Raw genomic sequence first — 23,648 nt, forward strand, 5'->3', positions numbered from 1 at the left:
TCTTCTTCACGTCGCGGCGCCACCGGCCGTGCTGCCGGCGGCGGCCAATAAGCATCTGGCGGCGCGCCCGCCGGGAGCGCGCCGCCAGGTCACAACGTTGATGATCAGAGCGAAGCCTTGATCTTCTCGGCGGCTTCCGGCGAGACCCAGGGGGTCCACAGCGCCTCGTTCTCCTGCAGGAAGTGCTTGGCGCCATCCTCGCCGCTCGCCTGGTTGTCGGTCATCCAGGCCATCAGCTTGTTGACGGTGTCGTTGGTCCAGGCGCGCTTGTTGAGGTAGCCCATGACGTCCTCGCCGGCCCGCTCGGAGAAGCCCTTGGTCACCAGCGTCTGGACCTTGTCCTTCGGCCAGTCGTTCTTCTTCGGGTCCGGGCAATCGGCAACGGTGTTGCAGCGCTTCCATTCGGCGGCGTCGGCGGGTACGCCGTGCTCGAGCTTGACCATCTCGTACTTGCCGAGCAGCGCGGTCGGGGCCCAGTAGTAGCCGACCCAGCCTTCCTTGCGCTCATAGGCCTTGGCGATCGAGCCGTCGAGGCCGGCGGCCGAGCCGGTGTCGATCAGGTTGAAGCCGGCGGCCTCGCCGCCATAGGCCTTGTAGAGCTGCGCGGTGACGACCGTGCCGCCCCAGCCCTGCGGGCCGTTGTGGACGGCGCCCTTGGAACTGTCCTCCGGATCGGGGAAGAGCTCGGGATGCTTCAGCGCGTCGTCGATCGTCTTGATCTCGGGGTTGGCGTCGGCGATGTACTTCGGGATCCACCAGCCCTGGACCGCTCCGTCGGACAGCGCGACCGCGGCGCCGACGAGCTTGCCCTCTTCCAGGCCGCGGTTGACGACGTCCGGCAGCAGGTCGACCCAGCCTTCCGGCGCCAGATCCGGCTCGCCCTTCTCGATCATCGAGGTGATGGTGGGAACAGTGTCACCGACGATGATATCGGCGTTGCAGCCGTAACCTTCGGACAGGATGATCTTGTCGAGGGCCGCCAGGACCTCGGCGCTCTGCCAGTTCATGCTGGCGATCGTCACGTCGCCGCATTCGGCGTTGGCCGCGCCCGCAAGGCCGAACAGGCCGAAGGTGAGGCACGTGGTTGCAAGAAGCTTCTTCATTGTCGGTTCCCTCATTTATTCAGGCGGTGATTTCGCCCCACTGTCCGACTGCACCGCCGCAACCGGACCAGCGATTGGAAGCACGGGACCGACCCGGCGGCAAGCGCCGGGAGAGGTCGGATGCACAGCCACGAGTTTTGCAGGCGTGGGGTGGAATGTCGCTCAAAATGCGTCCGAGACTGGCCCCATTGCGCCATCGCCATCAAATCGCCGCGAAAGGAGGGATGCAACGCGACCAGCGCCGCCCGTTATGCGGGTGCGGCGCTAATCGGATGATAGAATTGGCCTTTTTCCTGGAGCGCAGGCGAATCAGGCCTGGATCACGACGACCCGGTCGCCTACGTTGACGCGCTCGTAAAGGTCAATGATGTCGTGGTTGAGCATGCGCACGCAGCCGCTCGACATGGCAAGGCCGATCGATTCGGGCTGGTTGGTTCCGTGGATGCGGAAGTGGGTGTCGTTGCCGCCGCGGTAGAGGTAGACGGCGCGCGCGCCGAGGGGGTTCCACGGGCCGCCTTCGAGACCGCCGGCGAGCTTGCGGTAGCGCTCCTCGCGCCGCATCATGTTCGCCGTCGGCGTCCAGCGCGGCCATTCGGCCTTGCGGCCGACATAGGCGCTGCCGGCAAAGGCCAGGCCCTCGCGGCCGACACCGACGCCGTAGCGCATCGCCCTGCCCTCGCCGAGCACGTAGTAGAGCCGGCGGGCGGGCGTGTCGACGACGATCGTGCCGGGCTTATGCGGCCCCTCGTAGGCGACCTCCTGGCGGCGAAGCTCCGGCTTCACCTTGTCCAGCGGCATGGCCTTCAGTGGAAACTTCTCGTCCGGAATGGCCGCATAATTGGCGACGTGGTTGGGCGCATCGGTGGAGCATCCGGCAAGCAGGGCAGACATGCCCAGCAGAAGGCCACGGCGGGAAATCGGCATGACTATGTCCTTGGTCAGTCAATAGGATGGCCAAGGTTTATTGAGATTATGGTTAATGAATCGATAAGGCTGCGTTCGGGAATGTGATCACGAATACGTAAACGGGCGGTGTGCGTTGAATGCCGCATCGAATGATGCTATTTTTGATGCAATCCATCCGGAGGTCCCGATGCGTACCACGATCACCTTTGACGACGAACTTCTCGCCCGCGCCCAGGAAGTGACGGGGATCAAGGAGAAGTCCGCGCTCGTGGAGGAGGCCCTGATCAAGCTGGTGGAGCACGAGGCGGCGCACCGCCTGATCAGGCTTGGCGGCAGCGATCCGGATGCCAAGGCAGCGCCGCGGCGCAGGTGGAACGACGGCGGCAAACTCGGTTCCTCTGAATGATCCTCGTCGACACGTCGGTCTGGATCGATCACCTGCGGCAAGGAAACAGGCACCTGGAAGCGATGCTCAGCCGGCGGCAGGTTCTCGCGCACCCCCATGTGGTGGGCGAGATCGCGCTCGGCTCGATCAGGAACCACGATCAGGTTGTCACAGCGCTGACGGAACTGCCGCAGGCGACGGTCGCGGACGATGCGGAGGTCCTGTTTCTCATCAGGAAGCATGCGCTGATGGGAAGCGGCATCGGCTATGTCGACGCCCACCTGCTGGCATCAACGATGCTGACCCCCGAGGCACGGCTCTGGAGTCACGACAAACGCCTGGCCAACGTCGCCGGGGCGCTCGGCGTCGGCCTCACCCCTTAGAACAACCGGCGCCGATCCCGACGGTTGCTCATCCGGCGATCGTCCGGCAGCGTCTGCCGTCGCTCCGCGGCCTCACATATTCGGATAGACCGGCCCCTCGCCGCCCTGCGGGGGAACCCAGTTGATGTTCTGGTTGGGGTCCTTGATGTCGCAGGTCTTGCAGTGGACGCAGTTCTGGGCGTTGATGACGAAGACGTCTTTGCCGTCCTTCTGCACCCATTCGTAGACGCCGGCGGGACAGTAGCGGGTGGAGGGCCCGGCATAGACGTCGAGTTCCGAGGTCTTCTGCAGCTCCGGATCCTTCACCTGCAGGTGGATCGGCTGGTCTTCCTCGTGGTTGGTGTTCGACAGGAACACCGAGGAGAGACGATCGAAGGTCAGAACGCCGTCGGGCTTCGGATAGTCGATCTTCTGGTGCTTCTCGGCCGGCTCCAGCGAGGCCGCATCGGTCTTGCCGTGCTTCAGCGTGCCGAAGAAGGACAGGCCGAACAGCGTGTTGGTCCACATGTCGAGGCCGCCGAGCGCGACGCCGACGGCGGTGCCGAACTTCGACCACAGCGGCTTGACGTTGCGCACCTTCTTCAGGTCCGAGCCGATGGCGCTGTCGCGCCAGCCGCGCTCGATCTCGATCGGCTCGTCATGGGCGCGGCCGGCGGCGATCGCATCGGCCAGCTTCTCGGCGGCAAGGATGCCGGAGAGCACCGCATTGTGGCTGCCCTTGATGCGCGGCACATTGACGAAGCCGGCCGAGCAGCCGATCAGGGCGCCGCCGGGGAAGGACAGCTTCGGCACCGACTGCCAGCCGCCCTCGGTGATGGCGCGGGCGCCGTAGGAGAGCCGCTTGCCGCCCTCGAAGGTGCTGCGGATGGCCGGGTGGGTCTTGAAGCGCTGGAACTCCTCGAAGGGGTAGAGCCAGGGGTTCTTGTAGTTCAGGTGGACGACGAAGCCGACCGCGACCAGATTGTCCTCCAGATGGTAGAGGAAGGAGCCGCCGCCGGTCTTCATGCCGAGCGGCCAGCCGAAGGTGTGCTGCACGAGACCCTGCTTGTGCTTCTCAGGCTTCACCTCCCACAGCTCCTTCAGGCCGATGCCGAACTTCTGCGGCTCGCGGCCCTTCGAGAGGTCGAATTTCGCAATCAGCTGCTTGGCGAGCGAGCCGCGCACGCCTTCGCCGATGAGGGTGTACTTGCCGAGCAGCGCCATGCCGCGGGTATAGTTGGGTCCCGGCTCGCCGTCGCGGCCGATGCCCATGTCGCCGGTGGCAACGCCGATGACGGCGCCTTCGTCGTTGTAGAGCACCTCGGAGGCGGCAAAACCCGGATAGATCTCGACGCCGAGCTCCTCCGCCTTGGTGGCGAGCCAGCGACAGACATTGCCGAGCGAGACGATGTAGTTGCCGTGGTTGTTCATCAGCGGCGGCATGGCGAAGTTCGGCAGGCGCACCGAGCCGGCCGGGCCGAGCACCAGGAACTGGTCGTCGGTGACCTCGGTCTTGAAGGGATGCCCCTCCTCCTCGCGCCAGCCGGGCAGCAGCCGGTCGATGCCGATCGGATCGACGACGGCGCCGGACAGGATATGCGCGCCGACTTCCGAGCCCTTCTCCAGGACGACGACGGAGAGATCCGGATCGACCTGCTTCAGCCGGATCGCCGCAGCAAGGCCGGCCGGCCCCGCGCCGACGATCACCACGTCGAATTCCATGCTTTCGCGCTCGGGGAGTTCCATCGCCTCGCTCATTCGTTCCTGCCTCCGCTGCCGTTCCGCTGACGGCCGATCTGTTATTGCGGTCCTCATGACAAATGCGCAAGTCCCTGTCGAGCCAAGGGGCGACAGGGAGTGTCCGCATTTGCGCATGACGTCATGCCCGCGGGCCGACATTTGTTGGCATTGACGTTTACGTCAACAAAAGAATCCGCCCGCGACACCGTTTTGCCCCTCTCGCGGCAGCCGCCTCTGCCGGATGGACAGCCACAGCCTATGATCGATGCGATGAACGAAGTTGACGTTTCCGGAACTATTCTTGACAGGATCGGCGCATGCGGCCGCAGGCGACGGCACGGGCCTGTTTGGCAATCGGCGGCGGGCATACTATAGCCATCGGCACGCCGGCGGCCTGCCGGCGGCAACCGATCACGCGCAAGCCGCACCGTGACGCCGCACCGGCCACGGCGACAGGACAAGGCGCATACTGGCAGATGAGGGCAGGATGGATCTCGGCATCAAGGGAAAGAGAGCACTGGTGCTCGCCTCGTCGCGCGGGCTCGGCCGCGGGATCGCCGCGGCGCTGGCGCGCGAGGGCGCGGACGTGCTGCTGTGCGGACGCGACGGCGCAAACCTTGCGGACAACTGCGCCGCGATCAACGCCGAGGGTCGGGGCCGCGCCTCGTTCGTCGTCGCCGACCTGTTCGAGGACGACGTGGTGGAGACGCTCGAGGCGGCGGTCGCCGAAAAGCTCGGCGGCATCGACATCCTCGTCAACAATTCCGGCGGCCCGACGCCGGGGTCGACCGAGGACATGACGCCGGAGACGCTTTCGACCTATTTCAACGCGATGGTGCTGCGGCTGATCACGCTGACCAACCGTCTCCTGCCGCAGATGAAGGCGCAGCGCTGGGGCCGCATCCTGACGGTCGCCTCCTCGGGCGTGATCGAGCCGATCCCCGGCCTGGCGCTGTCCAACACCTTGCGCCCGGCCCTTGCCGGCTGGTCGAAGACGCTGGCGAGCGAGGTCGCGCAATACGGCATCACCGCCAACATGCTCCTGCCCGGAAGCATCCGCACCGACCGGCTGGAAAGCCTCGATGCCGCCGCCGCCGAACGCAGTGGCCGGCCGATCGAGGACGTCCAGGCCGAGTTCGAGGCGGAGATCCCCGCCCGCCGCTACGGCCGGGTCGACGAATTCGCCGCCACCGCCGCCTTCCTCTGCAGCGCGCCGGCAAGCTACGTCACCGGCACCCTCGTGCGCTGCGACGGGGGTGCTGCACGCTCGACCTGAGCGGACGGCGTGGATGGCCCGCCCCGAAGCGCACCGCTGGCCTTGCGGCGGGTGCGGCCGTTCCTGTATGCCTGAAGCATGATCTCCGCCGCCGACCTTCAAGCCGCCGAACTGGCCGCCCTGCTCGCGTTTCACGCCGATGCGGGGGTGGAATGGCTGCTCGAGGACCAGCCCGTCGACCGGATCGCCGAATTCGAGGCGATGCGGACGGCGCATGCCGCCCGCCAGGGCGGCGGCGACGCCGCGGCCCGGAGCGCGGACGGCAGCCAGGCGCCCTCCGGCAGTGCGGGCGCGCGCGGCACTGCGCGGCCGGCGCCGAAGGAGGTGGCGGCTCCCGCCGTCGCCATGCCCGACAGCCAGGCGGTGGCCGAGGCGTCCGCCATCGCTGCCGCCGCAACCACGCTCGACGACCTCAGGGCGGCGATGGAGGGTTTCGGCGGCTGCAACCTGAAGAACAGCGCCCGCGGCCTCGTCTTCGCGCAAGGCAACATGCAGCCTTCGATCATGGTGATCGGGCCGATGCCGAACGCGGACGACGATCGCGAGGGCCTGCCGTTCTCCGGGCGGCAGGGCGCAATGCTGGACCGCATGCTTTCCGGCATCGGCCTTGCCCGCGCCGACGTGCTGCTGACGAACGTCATTCCCTGGCGGCCGCCCGGCAATCGCGTTCCCTCCGCTCCGGAAAGCGACATCTGCCGCCCCTTCATCGAGCGCCAGATCGTGCTCGCCGCACCGAATCACCTGCTGATTCTCGGCAATTTCGCCGCCCGATTCTTCTTCGGCGGCACGCAGACCATCCACCAGATGCGCGGAGAGTGGCGGGAACTGGCGATCGGCGGCCGAAAAATACCGGCACTCGCCACGCTTCACCCGCAGGATCTCGTGGCCGCGCCGGTCAGCAAGCGCCTCGCCTGGCAGGACCTGCTTGCGTTTCGCGCAGGACTGGCCGGTCCGGCCACGTGAACCACGCAACAAAATAACTATTACAATTCAATATGATATATGACGACCGCTCGACCTCGACCGGTCTGCGGCCTGCATTCCTGTCCGCATTTCTGCCTTCGACATGAACAGAATATTACGGAAGCCATGCGATCTTCGCATATCAGCAGGGCGTAATGTCGCATTGCAAGACGGATGCTGCGCTGCAATATTGCATGCGGGGGGGACAGATTAAGGATATTCGATCATGACCGCCCGCCTTCGCCCGATCCATTCCGGCTTCGAGACGCTGCGCTATGCCGGCTACCGTCCGGCCAATGGCTTCGGTGGCCTGCGCACCCCGGCCAACGAGCAGATGACGGCCTCCGGCTACGCTCGCATCAACCGCCCGGCCAACATCTACGCCGAGTTCGTCCAGCGCTGATCGCGCCTGCGCGTTGAGCCGCAACGCGCAAGGCCGCTCCATGCCCGGGAAGACACGAATGCAACGGATCCGCAAGCTGATTTCCGACCTGCACGACATCCGCACCGCGGTCAACGCCGCGCGCGAATACAACGTGCTCGCCTCGCTTCCCCGCGACGCCGCCCGCCGGAGCGACCAGTTGAAGGCGTTCCTGCCCAACTGAGCGCCGATCCCGGTCCGGATCGGCGTCATCCCATCCTTTGCGCCAGCCGCTGTCGCAGTGGACACCGCAGACGGACTTCTTTAGAGGCACAGTCCTGTTGTCCCGCGCGCCATACCGGCGACGGGGACCCGTCTTCCGGAATCCCGTCATGGTGGCGAGCCTCATCCCCTTTGCAAGCCTTCTCCTGTCGACGCTGCTGATGATGGTGGGGTTCGGCCTGCAGAGCTACGTCATCCCCGTGCGCGCCGTCGCCGAGGGATGGTCGACGCAGACGATCACCTGGATCGCGACGGGCTACACGCTCGGCTTCACCTCCTCGTGCATCGTCACCCCGAAATTCATCCTCGCCGTCGGCCATGTCCGCGTGTTCGTGGCGCTGGTCACGCTGCTCTCGATCGCGATCCTGCTCTGCTCGGTGCTGGTCGACTGGCGCGCCTGGATGCTGTTCCGCACCATTTCCGGCTTTGCCATCGCCGGCAGCTACCTGATCATCGAGAGCTGGCTGAACGAGCGGGTGACGAACGACAACCGCGCCGGCGTGTTCTCGCTCTACGTGATGACGACCATGGTCGGCGGCATCGCCGGCCAGTACCTGGTGCCGCTCGGCGATCCGAAGAGCACGACGCTGTTCATCCTCTGCGCCATCATCTTCTCGGTTTCGCTGCTGCCGACGGCGCTGACCTCCTCGCCGCTGCCGGCCGCGCCGACGCAGGCGCGCTTCAACGTGCCGAAGCTCTATCGGCGCTCGCCGGTCGCCGTCGTCGGCGCCTTCCTCGCCGGCGCCCTCGCCGGCGCCTGGCTCAACCTCGGCGGCGTCTTCACCCAGCGGATCGGCCTGACCACGACGCAGGGCGCCACCTTGCTGGCGGCCCTCCTCGTCGGCAGCACGCTGGCGCAGATCCCGATCGGGCGGGCTTCGGACCGGATGGACCGGCGGCTCGTCATGGTCGCCTGCGGCGGCGTCGGTGTGGCGGCGAGCCTTGCCATGATCGCCGTCCAGGGCGGCGCGCCGGTCCTTCTCTACATCGTCGCCGGCCTCGTCGGCTGCGTGCTCTTTCCGATCTACGCGCTGAACGTGGCGCATGCCAACGACCTCGCCCAGCCGGACGAGTACGTCGAGATTTCCTCGGGGATGATGATCGTCTACGGGATCGGCACGATCTCCGGGCCGCTCGTGGCCGGCCCGGTGATGGACCGCTTCGGGCCGTCGGCGCTCTTCGTCGTCTTCACGCTCTATTTCGCCCTCTACGGCGGCTATGCCGCCTGGCGCATCATGCGCCGCGACGCCCAGACCGGCATGGTGGTGAAGACCGACTACCAGGCGATGCCGGTGCAGCCGCTCGGCGCCGAAACCTGCGCCGCCGCAGCGCTGCAAGGTGAAGGCCTCCCCGACGAGGCGGCCGAGGATCTCGTCGCCGACACGACCACGCCGCAGTGGAAATCCTGAACGCGGCGGCCGGGCGGCTTCGTCGCCCTTCCCGGCCCTGCCCCGTCATCCGTGCGGCGTCATGTGGCGGCGCGCCGCCTTCCGCCTGAGGCCGAGCCGGTGCTCGCGGATGATGATGAAGATGCCGGCGCCGACGACGATCAGGGTGCCGGCGAGCATGGTCAGGGTCGGCACGTCGTCGAACAGGACGTAGCCGAAGCCCATGCCGAGCAGGATCGAGGTGTATTCGAACGGGGCGATGGTGGAGACGTCGGCATAGCGATAGCTCGCCGTCAGCAGAAGCTGCGCCACCCCGCCGCAGAAGCCCGCCAAGGCGAGGAGCAGCAGCGCGCGGCCGCTGACATCGACCCAGCCGAGCGGCAGGGTCGCCAGCGAGAAGATGGACGCCGACAGCGAGAAGTAGAGGACGATCGTCGGCGTCTTCTCGGTCTGAACCAGACGGCGCACCAGCACCATCGCAATGGCGCCCAGCGTCGCCGACGCGAGCACGGCCAGGGCGCCGAGCGCCTCGGCGGTCCCGACGCCGCCCTGCTCCAGAAGCGTCAGCCGCGGCCAGGTGATGACGGCGACGCCGACGAGCCCCGCCAGCACGGCCGACCAGCGATAGATCCCCACCGTCTCCTTCAGGAACAGCGCCGCGATGATGACCGCGATCAGCGGCATGGCGTAGCCGATCGCGATCGCCTCCGGCAGCGGCAGATGGACGAGGCCATAGAAGCCGAAGCTCATCGCCAGGATGCCGACGAAGCCGCGGCCGAGATGGCCGAGGATGGCCGAGGTGCGGAAGGAATCGACGAGCTCGCCGCGCACCGCGAGCCAGGCCATGATCGGCACCATCGCGAAGGCCGAGCGATAGAAGGTGATCTGGCCGGTCGTGATGCCCTCCCCCGCCGCCTTGATCAACGTGGACATGCAAACGAAGATTGCGACGGAGGAGACCTTGAGAAAGATCGCCTTCATCGGCTGCTGCTCGGCAAACTCCATGCTTATTCACAGTCTCTTGTTCGCAGCCTCGTCGGCCGCAGGGCATCGGCATCCATCGGACGGGAAATCGCTGGCGCCGATCCTATACGACGGCACAGGGATTCGGGATCAATTTTGGTGATGTGCCTGAACAGGTTTTGATGGGCGCCTTGCGATTTTCGGCGCCGCAGGCATTAGTCATACGATTTATATACCATTTCTCAAATATTGAGCATTAATCATAATTGAGAAAATTTTGATCAATTTCACCCCGCCGGCGACGCGCCCCGCCGGTCACGCTCACGAGATTGCCATGTCCGCCAACCCCGCGACTGCACAGGCACATTCCCAGCTTTCCGCCACGCCCCGAACCATGCGCGCCATCGCGGAGGGCATCGGCACCGATCTCGAGCGCTTCAGCGAGGAGAACAGCTCGATCGCCCGCCAGATCAAGATGCTGGCGATCAACGCCAGCATCGAGGCGGCCCGCGCCGGCGAGGCCGGAAAGGGCTTCGCCGTCGTCGCTTCCGAGGTGCAGCGGCTGGCCGACATCTCCAGCACGATCGCCCACCAGTTCGAGCGCAACGTGCTGGGCCGGATCACGCTCGGCCGCTCCGTCTCGGAATCGCTCGTCAACCAGATGGAGGGCGTGCGGCTCGTCGACATGGCGCAGACGCTGGTGCAGCTGATCGTGCGCAACCTGTTCGAGCGCACCGCCGACGTCCGGTGGTGGGCGACCGATCCCGCCCTCTGGCAGGCGCTGCAGGCGCCGGGCCGGAGCGCGTTCGATGCCGCTGCCGCCCGCCTGTCGGTGATCGCCAAGTACTATACGGTCTATCTCGATCTCGTCATGACCGATGCCGACGGACGCGTGGTGGCCTCCGCCAACCCCGCCTATGCCAGCTCGGTGCGCGGCGTCAACCTGTCCGACAAGGACTGGTTCCGCGCCGCCGCGGCGACGAAAAGCGGCGACGACTACGCGGTCGAGCGGGTCCAGCCGAGCAACCTGCACAACGGCCGGCATGCGATCGTCTATGCCGCCGGCGTCCGCGAAGGCGGCCTGCCGAACGGCAAGCTGCTCGGCACGCTCGGCGTCTATTTCGACTGGCAGCAGCAGGGCCAGTCGATCGTCGAGAAGGAGGCGAGCCTGCCGCCGCATGTGGCCGAGCGGACGCATGTGATGCTGCTCGACGGCGACAACCGCGTCATCGCCTCGAACCGCCCCGCCATGATCTTCACGAGCTTCGGCCTCAGCAATCCGGGCGGGGCGATGCGCGGCAGCTACTACGCGCCCGACGGCACCATCGTCGCCTTTGCGAAGACGATCGGCTACGAGGACTATGACGGGCTCGGCTGGACCGGCGTGGTCGTCCAGCAGACCGAGAACGACGCCGAGATCCGCGAGACGCTGGCGTCGCAGAAGTAGCACCGCCCCTTGCCCCGACCGTGGACGGCCGCCTCGGTCGCAGCCGGCCGGCCGGATTCATCCCCCTTCACGGACAGCCGTGAATTGCAGAATGTCAGGCGAGGACGCCTTACGGCAATGAGATGTTAAGCCCGAGCGAATATGAAGGGGCCAGCAGAAGACCAATCCGTCCTTTCCCCCCTTGTCAGGTTCCTCTAAAACGAAGCAAGGCGAAGGACACGAGCAGGACAGACCATGCGCACTGAGAACGGCCGGATCATCCATCTGGCAGACTACCGCCCGACCGATTTCGTTCTCGAACGCGTCGACCTGACCTTCGAACTCGACCCGACCAACACCAAGGTCGATGCCAGGCTGATCTTCCATCGCCGCGAGGGCGTCGATCCGAAAGCGCCGCTGGTGCTCGACGGCGACGAGCTGACGCTCTCGGGCCTTCTCTTCGACCAGAACGAGATGCCGGCCAGCCAGTACGACGCCACCCCGGAGAGCCTGACGATCCGCGACCTGCCGGCGGAAACCCCCTTCGAGCTGACGATCACCACCTACATCAATCCCGAGGCCAACACGCAGCTGATGGGCCTCTACCGCACCAACGGGATCTACTGCACCCAGTGCGAGGCCGAGGGCTTCCGCCGCATCACCTATTTCCCCGACCGGCCCGACGTGCTGGCGCCCTATACGATCACCATCATCGGCGACAAGGCCGCCAACCCGCTGATGCTGTCGAACGGCAATTTCCTCGGCGGCGCAGGCTATGACGAGGGCCGCGCGTTCGCCGCCTGGTTCGATCCGCATCCGAAGCCGAGCTATCTCTTCGCGCTCGTCGCCGGCGACCTCGGCGTCGTCGAGGACACCTTCACCACCATGTCCGGCCGCGAGGTGGCGCTGAAGATCTATGTCGAGCACGGCAAGGAACCGCGCGCCGCCTATGCGATGGACGCGCTGAAGCGCTCGATGAAGTGGGACGAGGAGGTGTTCGGCCGCGAATACGACCTCGACATCTTCATGATCGTCGCCGTCTCCGACTTCAACATGGGAGCGATGGAGAACAAGGGCCTCAACGTCTTCAACGACAAGTACGTGCTGGCCGACCCGGAGACCGCCACCGACGGCGACTATGCCAATATCGAGGCGATCATCGCCCACGAATACTTCCACAACTGGACCGGCAACCGCATCACCTGCCGCGACTGGTTCCAGCTGTGCCTGAAGGAGGGCCTGACGGTCTATCGCGACCACGAGTTCTCCGCCGACCAGCGCTCGCGCGCGGTCAAGCGGATCGCCGAGGTGCGTCACCTGAAGTCGGAGCAGTTCCCCGAGGATGCCGGTCCCCTCGCCCATCCGGTGCGGCCGACCAAGTACCGCGAGATCAACAACTTCTACACGACGACCGTCTACGAGAAGGGCTCGGAGGTGACGCGCATGATCGCGACCCTCCTCGGTCCGGACCTGTTCAAGGCGGGCATGGACCTCTATTTCGAGCGCCACGACGGCGAGGCGGCGACGATCGAGGACTTCGTCAAGTGCTTCGAGGACGCCAGCGGCCGCGACCTTGCGCAGTTCTCGCTCTGGTACCACCAGGCCGGCACGCCGCTCGTCTCCGTCTCCAGCGCCTTCGACCAGGCGAAGGGCGTCTTCACGCTCTCGCTCGAGCAGATGGTGCCGCCGACGCCCGGCCAGTCCGCCAAGGAGCCGATGCACATCCCGCTGCGCTTCGGCCTGCTTCTGCCGGACGGCACCGAAGCGAAGCCCTCGGCGATCGAGGGCGCCGAGATCACCGGCGACGTGCTGCACCTCACCGCCCGCAGCCAGGTCGTCACCTTCTCCGGCATCGGCGGCCGCCCGGTCGTCACCCTCAACCGCGGCTTCTCGGCGCCGATCAACGTGCATTTCGAGCAGGCGCCGGCCGACCTCGCCCACATCGCCCGCCACGACGCCGACCTGTTCGCCCGCTGGCAGGCGATCAGCGACATCGCCCTTCCCAACCTCGTCGAGGCCGCGCGCAAGGCCCGCGAGGGCGGCGAGATCGCCGTCGATCCGATGCTGACCGAGACGCTGATCGCGGTCGCCGGCGACGAGACGCTGGAGCCCGCCTTCCGCGCCCAGATCCTGGCGCTGCCGAGCGAGGCCGACGTCGCCCGCGAGCACGGCAGCAACAACGATCCCGATGCGATCCGCGCCGGCCGCGAGGCCGTCCTCTCCGTCGTCGCCCACAAGGGCGCAGCACTGTTTGCGGCCCTCTTCGACCGCAACCACACCACCGGCAGCTTCACCCCGGATGCGGCAAGTGCCGGCAAGCGGGCGCTGCGCAACGCAGCCCTCGGCTATCTCGCCATCGCAGAAGGCACGCCGGAGCGGGCCGCGAAGGCCTTCGCCGCCGCCGACAACATGACGGACCTGAGTGCGGCGCTGACCGTCCTCGCCCACCGCTTCCCCGAGGCGCCGGAGACCCAGGCGGCCCTCGAGAGCTTCCGCGCCCGCTTCGCCGAGAACCCGCTGGTCATCGACAAGTGGTTCGCGATCCAGGCGACGATCCCCGGCAGCGGCGCGCTCGCCCGCGTCGAGCGGCTGATGGAGAGCCCGCTCTTCAACCGCAACAACCCGAACCGGGTGCGGGCGCTGGTCGGCACCTTCGCCTTCTCCAACCCCACGGGCTTCAACCGTCCCGACGGCGAGGGCTACCGGTTCCTCGCCGCGCAGATCCTCGAGATCGACCCGAAGAACCCCCAGCTCGCCGCGCGCATCCTCACCTCGATGCGGTCCTGGCGCGCGCTGGAGGAAGGCCGGGCGGAGCATGCGCTGAACGCGCTGCGGCGCGTCGCGGCCGGGGAGAAGCTGTCGGCGGACGTCTCCGACATCGTCGAGCGGATGCTGAACGGCTGAGAAGGCTGCCGAACGCTCCGGCGGCACCGTCGCCGGACTACAATTTCCCAACGATGAGAACTGGTTAAAAACTCGTTACCTTTTCCTCTGGACAAGGTGAATCGCGAATGATTCATTAGCTTAGATTCGGACGGCGGCGTTTTCGAATCACCAGAAGAAACAGGATATTGGACATGGCGGACGCGCAACGGGGTCGCGCAGCCGAGGGGCGGATTCGCCTCAAATTTCCGGGCTTGGCACCCTGGAACCAGGACCTGGCAGAACATGCCAGGATCTTTGCCGGGCCGGCGGCGTTCCGCCTGTCGCGCGCAGAGCCCGTCCTGAAGCGTTCGATCCCGATCCTGATCATCGCGTTCCTCCTGGTCGTCGGCATTTCGCGGCTGACCGGCCTCGTTCTCGAACACCAGCGCATGGATGCGAGCCTGCGCGACGGCACCACGCTGATGGCGGCCGCCGTGTCGATCCTCGTCTCCACCGATGACGGCCGCCTCATGGCCGAGGGCCGGCGCGGCGACATCGAGCGCGCGCTGTCGAAATTCCTGCCGCAGGACCGGCTGCCCGAAGGGGCGCTCGTGCTGTTCGTGCAGAAGGACGGCCGGGTCTTCGCCGGTTCGCTGTCGGGGGCGGGCTATGTCGGCATGTCGATGACGCGGATCGCGCCGGACGTGGCCGCGTCCCACTATTTCGGCGACCCCTCCGGCGTCGTTCGCGCCCGGGTGGGCGACGTCGATCACTATGTCGCCGTCGTCGACGTGCCGGCGGCCGGCGGCTATGCGATGGTGGCGAGCCCGGTCGGGGCGATCGACGAATTGTGGCGCAGCGACCTGTCGCTGAACGTCACGCTGTTTGCCGGCATTTCGGCCATCCTCGGCATCGTCCTCTACGCCTATTTCCTCCAGGCGAAGCGCTCGCGCGATGCCGATGCGATCTTCGCCGAATCCAACCTGCGGGTGGAGACGGCGCTGGCGCGCGGACGCTGCGGGCTCTGGGATTTCGACCTGTCCGGCCGGCGGCTGTTCTGGTCGCGCTCGATGTACGAGATGCTCGGCATGACCCCGCGCGAGGACTATCTCTCCTTCGGCGACGCGGCGCGGCTGATGCATCCCGACGACGACGGCATCTACCAGGTGGCGCGCGCGATCGCCAAGGGCGAAGCCCGGCAGGTCGACCAGGTCTTCCGCATGCGCCATGCCGACGGCCACTATGTCTGGTTGCGCGCCCGCGCCCAGCTGATCCGCATGGGATCAGGCCGCACCCACATGATCGGCATCGCCATGGACGTGACCGAGCAGCACAAGCTGGCGCAGCGCTACCACGAGGCCGACCAGCGGCTGGCGGTGGCGATCGAATGCACCTCGGAGACCTTCGCGCTCTGGGACAAGGACGATCGCCTCGTCATGTGCAACGCGCACTATCAGCAGGCCTACGGGCTTCCCGACGAGGTGCTGGTGCCGGGCACCGAACGGCTGGTGGTGCTGGCGGCGGCCGCGCGGCCGGTGATCGCCCGGCGGATGGCCGACAGCGACAATACCGGCTCGCAGACCACCGAGGTTCAGCTTGCCGACGAGCGCTGGCTGCAGGTCAACGAGCGGCGCACCCGCGACGGCGGCCTCGTCTCGGTCGGCACCGACATCACCATGATCAAGCGCCACCAGGCGCGGCTGCGCGAATCCGAGCGACGGCTGGTGGCGACGATCAGCGACCTGTCGGCCTCGCGCGCGACGCTGGAAAAGCAGAAGGCCGAGCTTTCCATCGCCAACGCCAACTACCAGGCCGAGAAGGAACGCGCGGAGGCTGCCAACCGGGCCAAGTCGGAATTCCTGGCCAACATGTCGCACGAGCTGCGCACGCCGCTGAACGCCATCCTCGGCTTCTCGGAGATCCTGCAGAACCAGATGTTCGGCCCGCTCGGCTCGGACAAGTACGACGAATACGCCCGCGACATCCATGACAGCGGCCAGCACCTGTTGAACGTCATCACCGACATTCTCGACATGTCCAAGATCGAGGCCGGTCACATGCGGATCAGCTGCGACGCCATCGACCTGGCGCCGCTGATCGAGGAGACGCTGCGGCTGACGTCGATCTCGGCGAAGCAGAAGAACGTCCGCGTCCACCAGCAGGTATCGTCGGGCCTGTCGCTGATCGCCGATCGCCGCGCGATGAAGCAGATCCTGCTGAACCTCCTGTCGAACGCGATGAAGTTCACCAACAAGGGCGGCCAGGTGCATGTGCGGGCAAAGAAGCGGGGCGGCGCGGTGACGCTGACGATCGCCGATACCGGCATCGGCATCCCGCGGGCGGCGCTTGCCAAGATCGGCCAGCCGTTCGAGCAGGTGCAGAGCCAGTACGCCAAGAGCAAGGGCGGCTCCGGCCTCGGCCTTGCCATCTCCCGGTCGCTGACCCGGCTGCACGGCGGCAGCATGCGCATCTTCTCGGTGGAGGGCAAGGGCACCGTCGTCTCCGTGCGCATCCCGGCGGCCGACGACGTCGTGTCCCCCTGCCGCCAGGCACGCTGAGGCGCGACGATCGCGTCCTCGCCCCGTTCGGCCGCCCGGGATCAGATCGCGACCGTGGCCTGGAAGATGCGGCGCACGGCCTTCGAGAGCCGCCGCAGCTCGGCCTCCAGCGTCTTGACGTCCGGGCAGTCGCCGGCGCGGCAGACGAGGTCGACCAGCCCGGCCGGCGCCTCCTTCGGATCGAACGGCCCGTCGATGCACAGCCGCACGATCTGGGAAATCTCCGAATAGACCCGCAGCGCCTGCTGGACCGTGTCGAGGTCGTTCTCGTCCATCTGCCCGCGTGCGACCACGGCAAGCGCATCCGCGGTCGGCAGTGCCTGCTCCGGCAGCGCCCCGCCCCGCGCCGGCGCCGAAAGCGCCAGGAACTGCGCGATGAACTCGATGTCGATCAGGCCGCCGGCAATCAGTTTCAGGTCCCAGATGTCGCGCGGCGGCTTCTCCTTGTCGATCAGCGCGCGCATCTCGGCGACGTCCTTGGCGATCGCCGCGACGTCGCGCCGGCGGTCGAGCACGGCGGCGATGGTCGCGCGGGTCTCGGCGGTGAGGCTCTCGTCGCCGCAGACGACGCGGGCGCGCGTCAGCGCCATGTGCTCCCAGGTCCAGGCCTCCTCCTGCTGGTACTTCGCAAAGGAGGTGATGCGGGTCGCCACCGGCCCCTTGTTGCCGGAGGGGCGAAGCCGCATGTCCACTTCGTAGAGCACGCCCTCGGCGGTCGGCGCGGAGAGGGCCGCGATCAGCCGCTGCGTCATGCGGGCGAAATAGCGCGTCGCATCCAGCGGCCTGGCCCCGCGCGATTCCGCGGACGCCGCGCCGTCGTGGTCGTAGAGCAGGATCAGGTCGACGTCGGAGCCGGCGGTCAGCTCGAAGCTGCCGAGCTTGCCCATGCCCAGGATCGCCACCCGCCCGCCCGGAAACGTCCCGTGCGCCGCCTCGATCTCGCGCCTGACCGCCCCGAGCGCCGCCTCGATGATCAGGTCGGCGACGTGGGTCAGCGCGCGCCCCGCCCGCACACCGTCGATCGTGCCCGTCAGGAGCCGGATGCCGATCAGGAAGCGCTGCTCGGCGGCGATGATGCGCAGCCGGTCCAGCACCTCCTCGTAGTGCCGGGCGCCGGCGACGAAACCGTCGATGCGCTCTGCGAGGTAGGCGCGGGTCGGCAGTTCCGCGAGCAGGCGCGGATCCAGCATGCCGTCGAAGACGTGCGGCCGGCCGGCGATGATCTCCGCCAGCCGCGGCGCCGACGACATGATGTTGACGATCAGGGACAATAGCCGCGGATTGTTGCCGAGCAGGGAGAAGAGCTGGATGCCGGCCGGCAGGCCGGAGATGAACTGGTCGAAGCGCAACAGCGCCTCGTCGGCGCGCTTGCTCTCGCCGAACACCTTCAGGAGCTCGGGCGTCAGCTCCGTCAACCGCTCGCGCGCCTCCACCGATTGCGTGGCGCGGTAACGGCCGTAGTGCCAGGTGCGGATCGTCTGCGAGATCGCCTCCGGCCGCTGGAAGCCGAGCCGGCGCAGCGTCTCGAGCGTATCGGGATCGTCGCGCTGGCCGGTGAAGACGAGGTTGCCGCCCTCCGTCGAGAGCTTCGTCTCCTGCTCGAACAGCGCGCCGTAGCGCCGCTCCACCGTCCGCAGCACCTCGACCAGCGCGCCCGAGAACGCCGCGGCATCGGCAAAGCCCATCATGAAGGCGATCCGCTTCAGCTCGGCCTCGGTCTCCGGCAGAAGGTGCGTCTGCTCGTCGCGCACCATCTGGATCCGGTGCTCGACGTCGCGCAGGAACCAGTAGGCGGCGATCAGCTCGCTGCAGGTCGTCTCGTCGATCCAGCCGGCGCGGGCAAGCTCCTGCAGCATCGGCTCGGTGGCGCGCAGCCGCAGCTGCGGCATCCGGCCGCCGGCGATCAGCTGCTGGGTCTGGACGAAGAACTCGATCTCGCGGATGCCGCCGCGCCCGAGCTTGATGTTGTGCCCCTTCACCGCGATCTCGCCATGCCCCTTGTGCACGTGGATCTGCCGCTTGATCGAGTGGATGTCGGCGATCGCCGCATAGTCGAGATACTTGCGGAAGACGAAGGGGACGAGTTCGCGCAGGAAACGCTCGCCGGCCGCCACGTCGCCGGCGATCGCCTTGGCCTTGATGAAGGCGGCGCGCTCCCAGTTCTGGCCGCGGCTCTCGTAGTAGAGCATCGCCGAATCGACGGAGATCGCAAGCGGCGTCGCGCCGGGATCGGGCCGCAGCCGGAGGTCGGTCCGGAACACGTAGCCGTCCGCCGTCCGCTCCTGCATGATCCGGATCAGCCGGCGCACCAGCCTTGCGAAGGTCTCGGTCGCCTCGCTCTCGTCGACGGCGATGCCGGCCTGCAGGTCGAAGAAGACGACGAGGTCTATGTCGGAGGAATAGTTGAGCTCGCCGGCGCCCAGCTTGCCCATGCCGAGCACGATCACGCCGGAGCCCTCGCCCGGCCGCGACTCGTCCTTCAGCGCGAGCTTGCCGGCCGACTGTCCGGCCAGGAGCAGGTGGTCGATCGCCGCATGGACGGCGGCTTCGGCGAATTCGCTGAGGAAGGCCGTGGTCTGGCGGCCGTCGATCAGCCTGGCGAGATCGGCGAGTGCGGTGAGAAACGACAGCTTGCGCTTGGCCTGCCGCAGCCGCGCCATCACCGCCGCCTCGGAGGCGTTCTCGTGGAGGGCCGGATCCCAGGCGCCGCGCGCCTCGGCGATCGCCTGGCGAAGCTGCGGCAGCAGCGGCCCGCCGATCGCGCTCGACAGGAGCTCCGGCGACACCCGCGCGGTATCTCTCAGATAGGGCGACAGCGACAGGGCGGCGGCGATGAAGTCCTTCAGCGCGCCCTCGCCGGCGAGGAGGTCTGCGATGTCCGGCTGGCTGCGGGCGATATCCTTGAGGTCGGAAAGGACGGACTTGACCTCCGTCTGGTTCAGCGGCCGGATCGCACCGGCCTCGATGTCGCTCAGTCGCAGCGTCTCTTTCATCGTCATCGCCTCCCCGCGACGCGCATCGGCACCAGCCTTCAACAGCACGCTCTAGCAGGCCGATCGCGTCGGGAAAACCGATGGCGATGGAAAATCACGGTGATACAGCTTCGCCGCGAGCAAGGAACGCGCTACGTCAGGCCTTCCCCGCGCCGCCTGCGGGAAAGCGCATCGTCGCCGTCAGCCCGTGCTCGGTCCCGTCGCCGGCGATGGTGGCGTCGAGCTTCAGGGTGCCGTGATGCACCTCCATCACCGCCTCGACCAGCGACAGGCCGAGGCCGGTGCCGGGCTTGCTGCGGCTCTTGTCGAGGCGGACGAAGCGCTTCAGCACATCGGCGCGCCGTTCGGCGGGAATGCCGGGCCCGTTGTCGGCGACCGACACCTGTGCCGCCTCGCCCTCGCGTGACAGCCGCACGACGATGCGGCCCTCCGGCGCCCCGTCCACGTACTTGATCGCATTGTCGAGCAGGTTGCCGAGCGCCTGCCCGATCAGTTCGCGGTTGCCGGTGACGTGGATGTCGGGCGCGATCTCGGCCGTGACCGAAAGCCCGGCCTCCTCGGCGGCCGGCTCGTAGAGCTCGACGCAGTCGGCGACGATCTGGGTGAGGTCGACCGGCCCCATCTCGGCGACCGCCGAGCCGGCCTCGACCCGGGAGATCATCAGCAGCGCGTTGAAGGTGCGGATCAGCTGGTCGGATTCGGCGATGATCTCCGACAGGGATTCGCGGAACTCGGCGGGCTCCGTCTTGCCGGCGAGCGCGGCTTCCGCCTTGTTGCGTAGCCGCGTCAGCGGCGTCTTCAGGTCGTGGGCGATGTTGTCGGAGACCTGCCGCAGGCCCTCGTTCAACTTCTCGATGCGGCCGAGCATGGCGTTCAGCGATTCCGACAGCCGGTCGAACTCGTCGCCCGAGCCGCCGACCGGCAGGCGCTGCGTCAGGTCGCCGTCCATGATCCGCTGGCTGGCGTCCGACATCCGGTCCATCCGGCGCAGCGCGTTGCGGCCGATCAGGTACCAGATCGCCAGGGCGCCGATGCCCATGATGCCGAGCGCCACCACCAGCGACTGGCGCACGAGCCCGCGGAAGTTTTCGGGCTCGCCGAGGTCGCGGCCCACGAGGATCTTCAGGCTGTTGGGCAGCAGGAACACCTCGGCGAGCGCGGCATGGCGCTCGGACTTGCCCTCGTCGCCGAAGCGCTCGTAGCGGAACGGCGCCGTCGTCCAGCCCTCCTGGTCGAGCACGCCCGGCTGCAGCGACAGCACGTTGCCGGCCAGGATCTCGCCGGCGGGATTGGCGATGATGTAGAGATTGGCGCCGGGCTGGCGGGCGCGGCGCTCCAGCGTCCTGAGCAGTCCGTTCATGCCGGCGCGGTTGTAGACCTGCTGGATCTCGAAGGCCTCCTGCGCCACGGTGTCGCGGATCTGGTCGCGCAAAAGCCCCTGCGACATCGAGGTGACGTAGAAGACGAGGAAGGCGGCGCAGGCGGCAAAGAGCAGCAGGTAGAGCGCCGAAAGGCGGACCGCGGTGGTCCGGAACAGCGCTTTCATCCCCGAGGCCATGTCCGATGCTGCCATGTCAGGCGGAAACCTCGTCCTTGATCATGTAGCCGGCGCCGCGCACCGTGCGCAGCAGCGGCTGGTCGAAGTCCTTCTCGATCTTCGAGCGCAGTCGCGAGACGTGCACGTCGATCACGTTGGTCTGCGGGTCGAAGTGATAGTCCCAGACGTTTTCCAGAAGCATGGTGCGCGTCACCACCTGGCCGGCGTTCTTCATCAGGTATTCCAGGAGCCGGAATTCGCGCGGCTGCAGCAGGATCTCCCGGCCGGCGCGGCGGACCACATGCGCCAGGCGGTCGAGCTCGAGGTCGCCGACGCGGTAGGTCATGTCCTGCTCGGGCGAACCCTTGCGCCGGCCGAGCACCTCGACGCGGGCGAGCAGCTCGCTAAAGGCATAGGGCTTGGGCAGGTAGTCGTCGCCGCCGGCGCGCAGGCCCGTCACCCGGTCGTCGACCTGGCCGAGCGCCGACAGGATCAGCGCCGGGGTGTGGATGCCCTTCGCCCGCAGTTCGGAAATCAGGGACAGGCCGTCGCGGCGCGGCAGCATGCGGTCGACGACCAGCACGTCGTAGGCGTTCTCCGTCGCCAGGAACAGGCCGCTGTCGCCGTCGCTGGCATGGTCGGAGACGATGCCGGCCTCGCGGAACGCCTTGGTGAGGTAGGCGGCGGCATCCAGATCGTCTTCTACAATCAGTATCTTCATGGATGAACCTTACACGGGTTGGCGCGCGCTTGAACAGATCGCCGCGGACAGGGCCGCGTCAAGACGCAAGGCGCCGCGAAACCTTGCGATTTCGCGGCGCCCGGATCGAGCTGTGCGGATCAGCCCTGGTCGATCGGCAGGGCAACGAAGCGGCTGCCATCGTCGGTGTCGACCTGGAACAGCGCGCGCGAGCGGCCGTCCTTGCGGGCCTGGTCGATCACCTTGGTGATGTCTTCAGCCGACTTGACTTCCTTGTTGTTGACCGAGGTGATGCGGTCGCCTTCCTTCAGGCCGCGGTCGCTCGCGTCGCTGTCGGGGTCGACGGCGGCGACGGTGACGCCGTTGCCGTCATCCGAGGGGCTGACGGCGATGCCGAGGTCGGCGAGCTCCTGCTCGCTCGACTGCGGCTCGTCGGGCGTGGCCTGATCCGGCTCGGCAGACGCCTGCTGGTCGGCCTGGAGCTTGGCGATCTCGACCTTGACCGTCTCGGACTTGCCGTTGCGCCACAGCGTGAACTCGGTCTCGGTGCCGGGCGTGATCATGGCGACGCGCTTTGCGAGGTCGCGCGGATCCTTGATCGGGTCGCCGTCGAGCGCGGTGATCACGTCACCCTTCTTGATGCCGGCCTTCTCGCCGGGAGAACCGGCCTGCGGCTCGACCACCAGCGCACCCTGCGCCTCGGCGAGGCCCAGCGATTCGGCGATGTCCTTGGTCACCGGCTGGATCTGCACGCCGAGCCAGCCGCGCTCGACCTTGCCGTCCTTCATCAGGTCGGCGACGACGTCCTTGGCGACGGAAGCGGGGATCGCGAACGCGATGCCGACATTGCCGCCGGAGGGCGAGAAGATCGCCGTGTTGATGCCGACGACCTGGCCGTCGAGGTTGAAGGCGGGACCGCCCGAGTTGCCGCGGTTCACGGCCGCGTCGATCTGCAGGTAGTCGTCATAGGGGCCGGAGCCGATGTCGCGGCCGCGGGCGGAGATGATGCCGGCGGTCACCGTGCCGCCGAGGCCGAACGGGTTGCCGACGGCGACGACCCAGTCGCCGACGCGGACCTTGCTGTCGTCGGCGAAGCTGACATAGGTGAACTTGCGGTTCTCCTTGTTGTCGATCTTCAGGACGGCGAGGTCGGTGCGGCTGTCCTTGCCGACCAGCTTGGCGTCGAGCTCGGTGCCGTCGTTCATGATCACGGTGAAGGCGGCGCCGTCATCGACGACGTGGTTGTTGGTGACGATGTAGCCGTCCTCGGAGATGATGAAGCCGGAACCCTGGGAGGTCGGGCGCAGGTGGCCCTTGCGCTTGCCGTCATGGTCGCGGTCGCCGAAGCGGTGCGGGCCGCGGTCGGCGCGGGGGCCGTCAGGGCCGCCGTCGGGGCCGCCGAACTCACGGAAGAAGCGCTTGAGCGGATGGTCGTCCGGCAGCTCGTCGAAGCCGCGGCCGCCGAAGTTGAAGTTGAAGGTGCTGCCGCTGTCGTCGCTGGCCGGCTTGATGTCGGACTGGACGCGGACGGAGACGACGGCCGGCGAGACGGCATCGACGACGTCGCCGAAGCTTGCGACCTGCGGGCCGGTGACCTTGACCGGCTCGGCGAAGGACTGCACCACCTGTGCAGGAATGCCGGTCGCCAGCATCAGCGCCGCCAGACCTGCCACGGTGGAGGTCTTCAGAGCCGTCTTGAGCGAGGGGCGGAAGGAAATTTGCTTGGACATCGCGGAACCTTTTCTCTGGTGTCTCGACTGGAGATCGATGACCAACAGATAGGCGTCTGCACATTACCGTGCACTATCCGCGGGATGAAATTTTGGTAATGTTTCGCTCG

General features: G+C 67.2%; 18 protein-coding genes. 10 read left to right on the top strand and 8 right to left on the bottom strand.

The window, feature by feature from the left end:
* Positions 1–104 precede the first annotated feature (104 nt).
* Positions 105–1,103 (bottom strand): ABC transporter substrate-binding protein, encoded by a 999-nt coding sequence (locus P0086_RS05290; protein ID WP_275783267.1) that lies wholly within the window; start codon positions 1,101–1,103, stop codon positions 105–107.
* 309 nt (positions 1,104–1,412) lie between these two features.
* Complete coding sequence (locus tag P0086_RS05295; RefSeq protein ID WP_112597280.1) at positions 1,413–2,027, bottom strand: L,D-transpeptidase; 615 nt, start codon at positions 2,025–2,027, stop codon at positions 1,413–1,415.
* Between the two features lie 169 nt (positions 2,028–2,196).
* Between P0086_RS05295 and P0086_RS05300 the strand changes: the two genes are divergently transcribed.
* Together P0086_RS05300 and P0086_RS05305 are read left to right on the top strand one after the other, a co-directional pair.
* Positions 2,197–2,415, top strand: coding sequence for a type II toxin-antitoxin system VapB family antitoxin (locus tag P0086_RS05300; protein WP_275783269.1), 219 nt, complete (start codon positions 2,197–2,199; stop codon positions 2,413–2,415).
* Positions 2,412–2,777 (top strand): type II toxin-antitoxin system VapC family toxin, encoded by a 366-nt coding sequence (locus tag P0086_RS05305; RefSeq protein ID WP_112607678.1) that lies wholly within the window; start codon positions 2,412–2,414, stop codon positions 2,775–2,777. Before P0086_RS05300 ends, P0086_RS05305 begins: the two co-directional genes overlap by 4 nt.
* A 72-nt stretch (positions 2,778–2,849) precedes the next feature.
* Here the strand turns inward: P0086_RS05305 and P0086_RS05310 are convergent, their stop codons facing one another.
* Positions 2,850–4,514 (bottom strand): electron transfer flavoprotein-ubiquinone oxidoreductase, encoded by a 1,665-nt coding sequence (locus tag P0086_RS05310; protein WP_275783273.1) that lies wholly within the window; start codon positions 4,512–4,514, stop codon positions 2,850–2,852.
* Between the two features lie 469 nt (positions 4,515–4,983).
* On the opposite strand from P0086_RS05310, the gene P0086_RS05315 reads away from it, so the two are divergent.
* The 5 genes from P0086_RS05315 (at position 4,984) to P0086_RS05335 (ending at position 8,787) form a co-directional block, all read left to right on the top strand.
* The gene (locus tag P0086_RS05315) at positions 4,984–5,772 is read left to right on the top strand and encodes an SDR family oxidoreductase (RefSeq protein WP_275783276.1); all 789 of its coding nucleotides are present in this window, start codon (positions 4,984–4,986) and stop codon (positions 5,770–5,772) included.
* A gap of 78 nt (positions 5,773–5,850) precedes the next feature.
* Positions 5,851–6,735 carry a uracil-DNA glycosylase gene (locus P0086_RS05320; protein WP_275783279.1) on the top strand — a complete coding sequence of 295 codons (885 nt, stop codon included), beginning with the start codon at positions 5,851–5,853 and terminating at the stop codon, positions 6,733–6,735.
* Between the two features lie 226 nt (positions 6,736–6,961).
* On the top strand, positions 6,962–7,138 hold the full coding sequence (locus P0086_RS05325; RefSeq protein ID WP_275783282.1) for a hypothetical protein: 177 nt from the start codon (positions 6,962–6,964) through the stop codon (positions 7,136–7,138).
* A 58-nt stretch (positions 7,139–7,196) separates the two neighbouring features.
* Complete coding sequence (locus P0086_RS05330) at positions 7,197–7,340, top strand: hypothetical protein (RefSeq protein WP_162714639.1); 144 nt, start codon at positions 7,197–7,199, stop codon at positions 7,338–7,340.
* 148 nt (positions 7,341–7,488) lie between these two features.
* Positions 7,489–8,787, top strand: a complete 1,299-nt coding sequence (locus P0086_RS05335; protein WP_148656741.1) for an MFS transporter — start codon at positions 7,489–7,491, stop codon at positions 8,785–8,787.
* 45 nt (positions 8,788–8,832) lie between these two features.
* On the opposite strand, the gene P0086_RS05340 is transcribed toward P0086_RS05335, so the two are convergent.
* Positions 8,833–9,771 carry a DMT family transporter gene (locus P0086_RS05340; RefSeq protein WP_275783286.1) on the bottom strand — a complete coding sequence of 313 codons (939 nt, stop codon included), beginning with the start codon at positions 9,769–9,771 and terminating at the stop codon, positions 8,833–8,835.
* Between the two features lie 292 nt (positions 9,772–10,063).
* On the opposite strand from P0086_RS05340, the gene P0086_RS05345 reads away from it, so the two are divergent.
* The 3 genes from P0086_RS05345 to P0086_RS05355 all read left to right on the top strand — a co-directional run bounded on the left by P0086_RS05345 (position 10,064) and on the right by P0086_RS05355 (position 16,578).
* Positions 10,064–11,176 (top strand): methyl-accepting chemotaxis protein, encoded by a 1,113-nt coding sequence (locus tag P0086_RS05345; RefSeq protein WP_275783289.1) that lies wholly within the window; start codon positions 10,064–10,066, stop codon positions 11,174–11,176.
* A gap of 234 nt (positions 11,177–11,410) precedes the next feature.
* A complete protein-coding gene (gene pepN, locus P0086_RS05350) occupies positions 11,411–14,059 on the top strand; it encodes an aminopeptidase N (RefSeq protein ID WP_275783291.1) in 2,649 nt (882 codons plus the stop codon).
* A gap of 173 nt (positions 14,060–14,232) precedes the next feature.
* Positions 14,233–16,578, top strand: coding sequence for a PAS domain-containing sensor histidine kinase (locus P0086_RS05355; protein ID WP_275783294.1), 2,346 nt, complete (start codon positions 14,233–14,235; stop codon positions 16,576–16,578).
* Positions 16,579–16,619: 41 nt separating this feature from the next.
* Here P0086_RS05355 and P0086_RS05360 read toward each other — a convergent pair whose 3' ends face one another.
* The 4 genes from P0086_RS05360 to P0086_RS05375 form a co-directional block, all read right to left on the bottom strand.
* On the bottom strand, positions 16,620–19,571 hold the full coding sequence (locus P0086_RS05360; RefSeq protein WP_275783297.1) for a bifunctional [glutamine synthetase] adenylyltransferase/[glutamine synthetase]-adenylyl-L-tyrosine phosphorylase: 2,952 nt from the start codon (positions 19,569–19,571) through the stop codon (positions 16,620–16,622).
* 136 nt (positions 19,572–19,707) lie between these two features.
* A complete protein-coding gene (locus tag P0086_RS05365; protein ID WP_275783300.1) occupies positions 19,708–21,144 on the bottom strand; it encodes a HAMP domain-containing sensor histidine kinase in 1,437 nt (478 codons plus the stop codon).
* Between the two features lies 1 nt (position 21,145).
* Complete coding sequence (locus tag P0086_RS05370; RefSeq protein ID WP_112593976.1) at positions 21,146–21,829, bottom strand: response regulator transcription factor; 684 nt, start codon at positions 21,827–21,829, stop codon at positions 21,146–21,148.
* A gap of 119 nt (positions 21,830–21,948) precedes the next feature.
* A complete protein-coding gene (locus tag P0086_RS05375) occupies positions 21,949–23,538 on the bottom strand; it encodes a Do family serine endopeptidase (RefSeq protein WP_148149806.1) in 1,590 nt (529 codons plus the stop codon).
* Positions 23,539–23,648: the final 110 nt, after the last annotated feature.

The organism is Mycoplana sp. MJR14 (genome assembly GCF_029210525.1).
GTDB lineage: Bacteria > Pseudomonadota > Alphaproteobacteria > Rhizobiales > Rhizobiaceae > Mycoplana.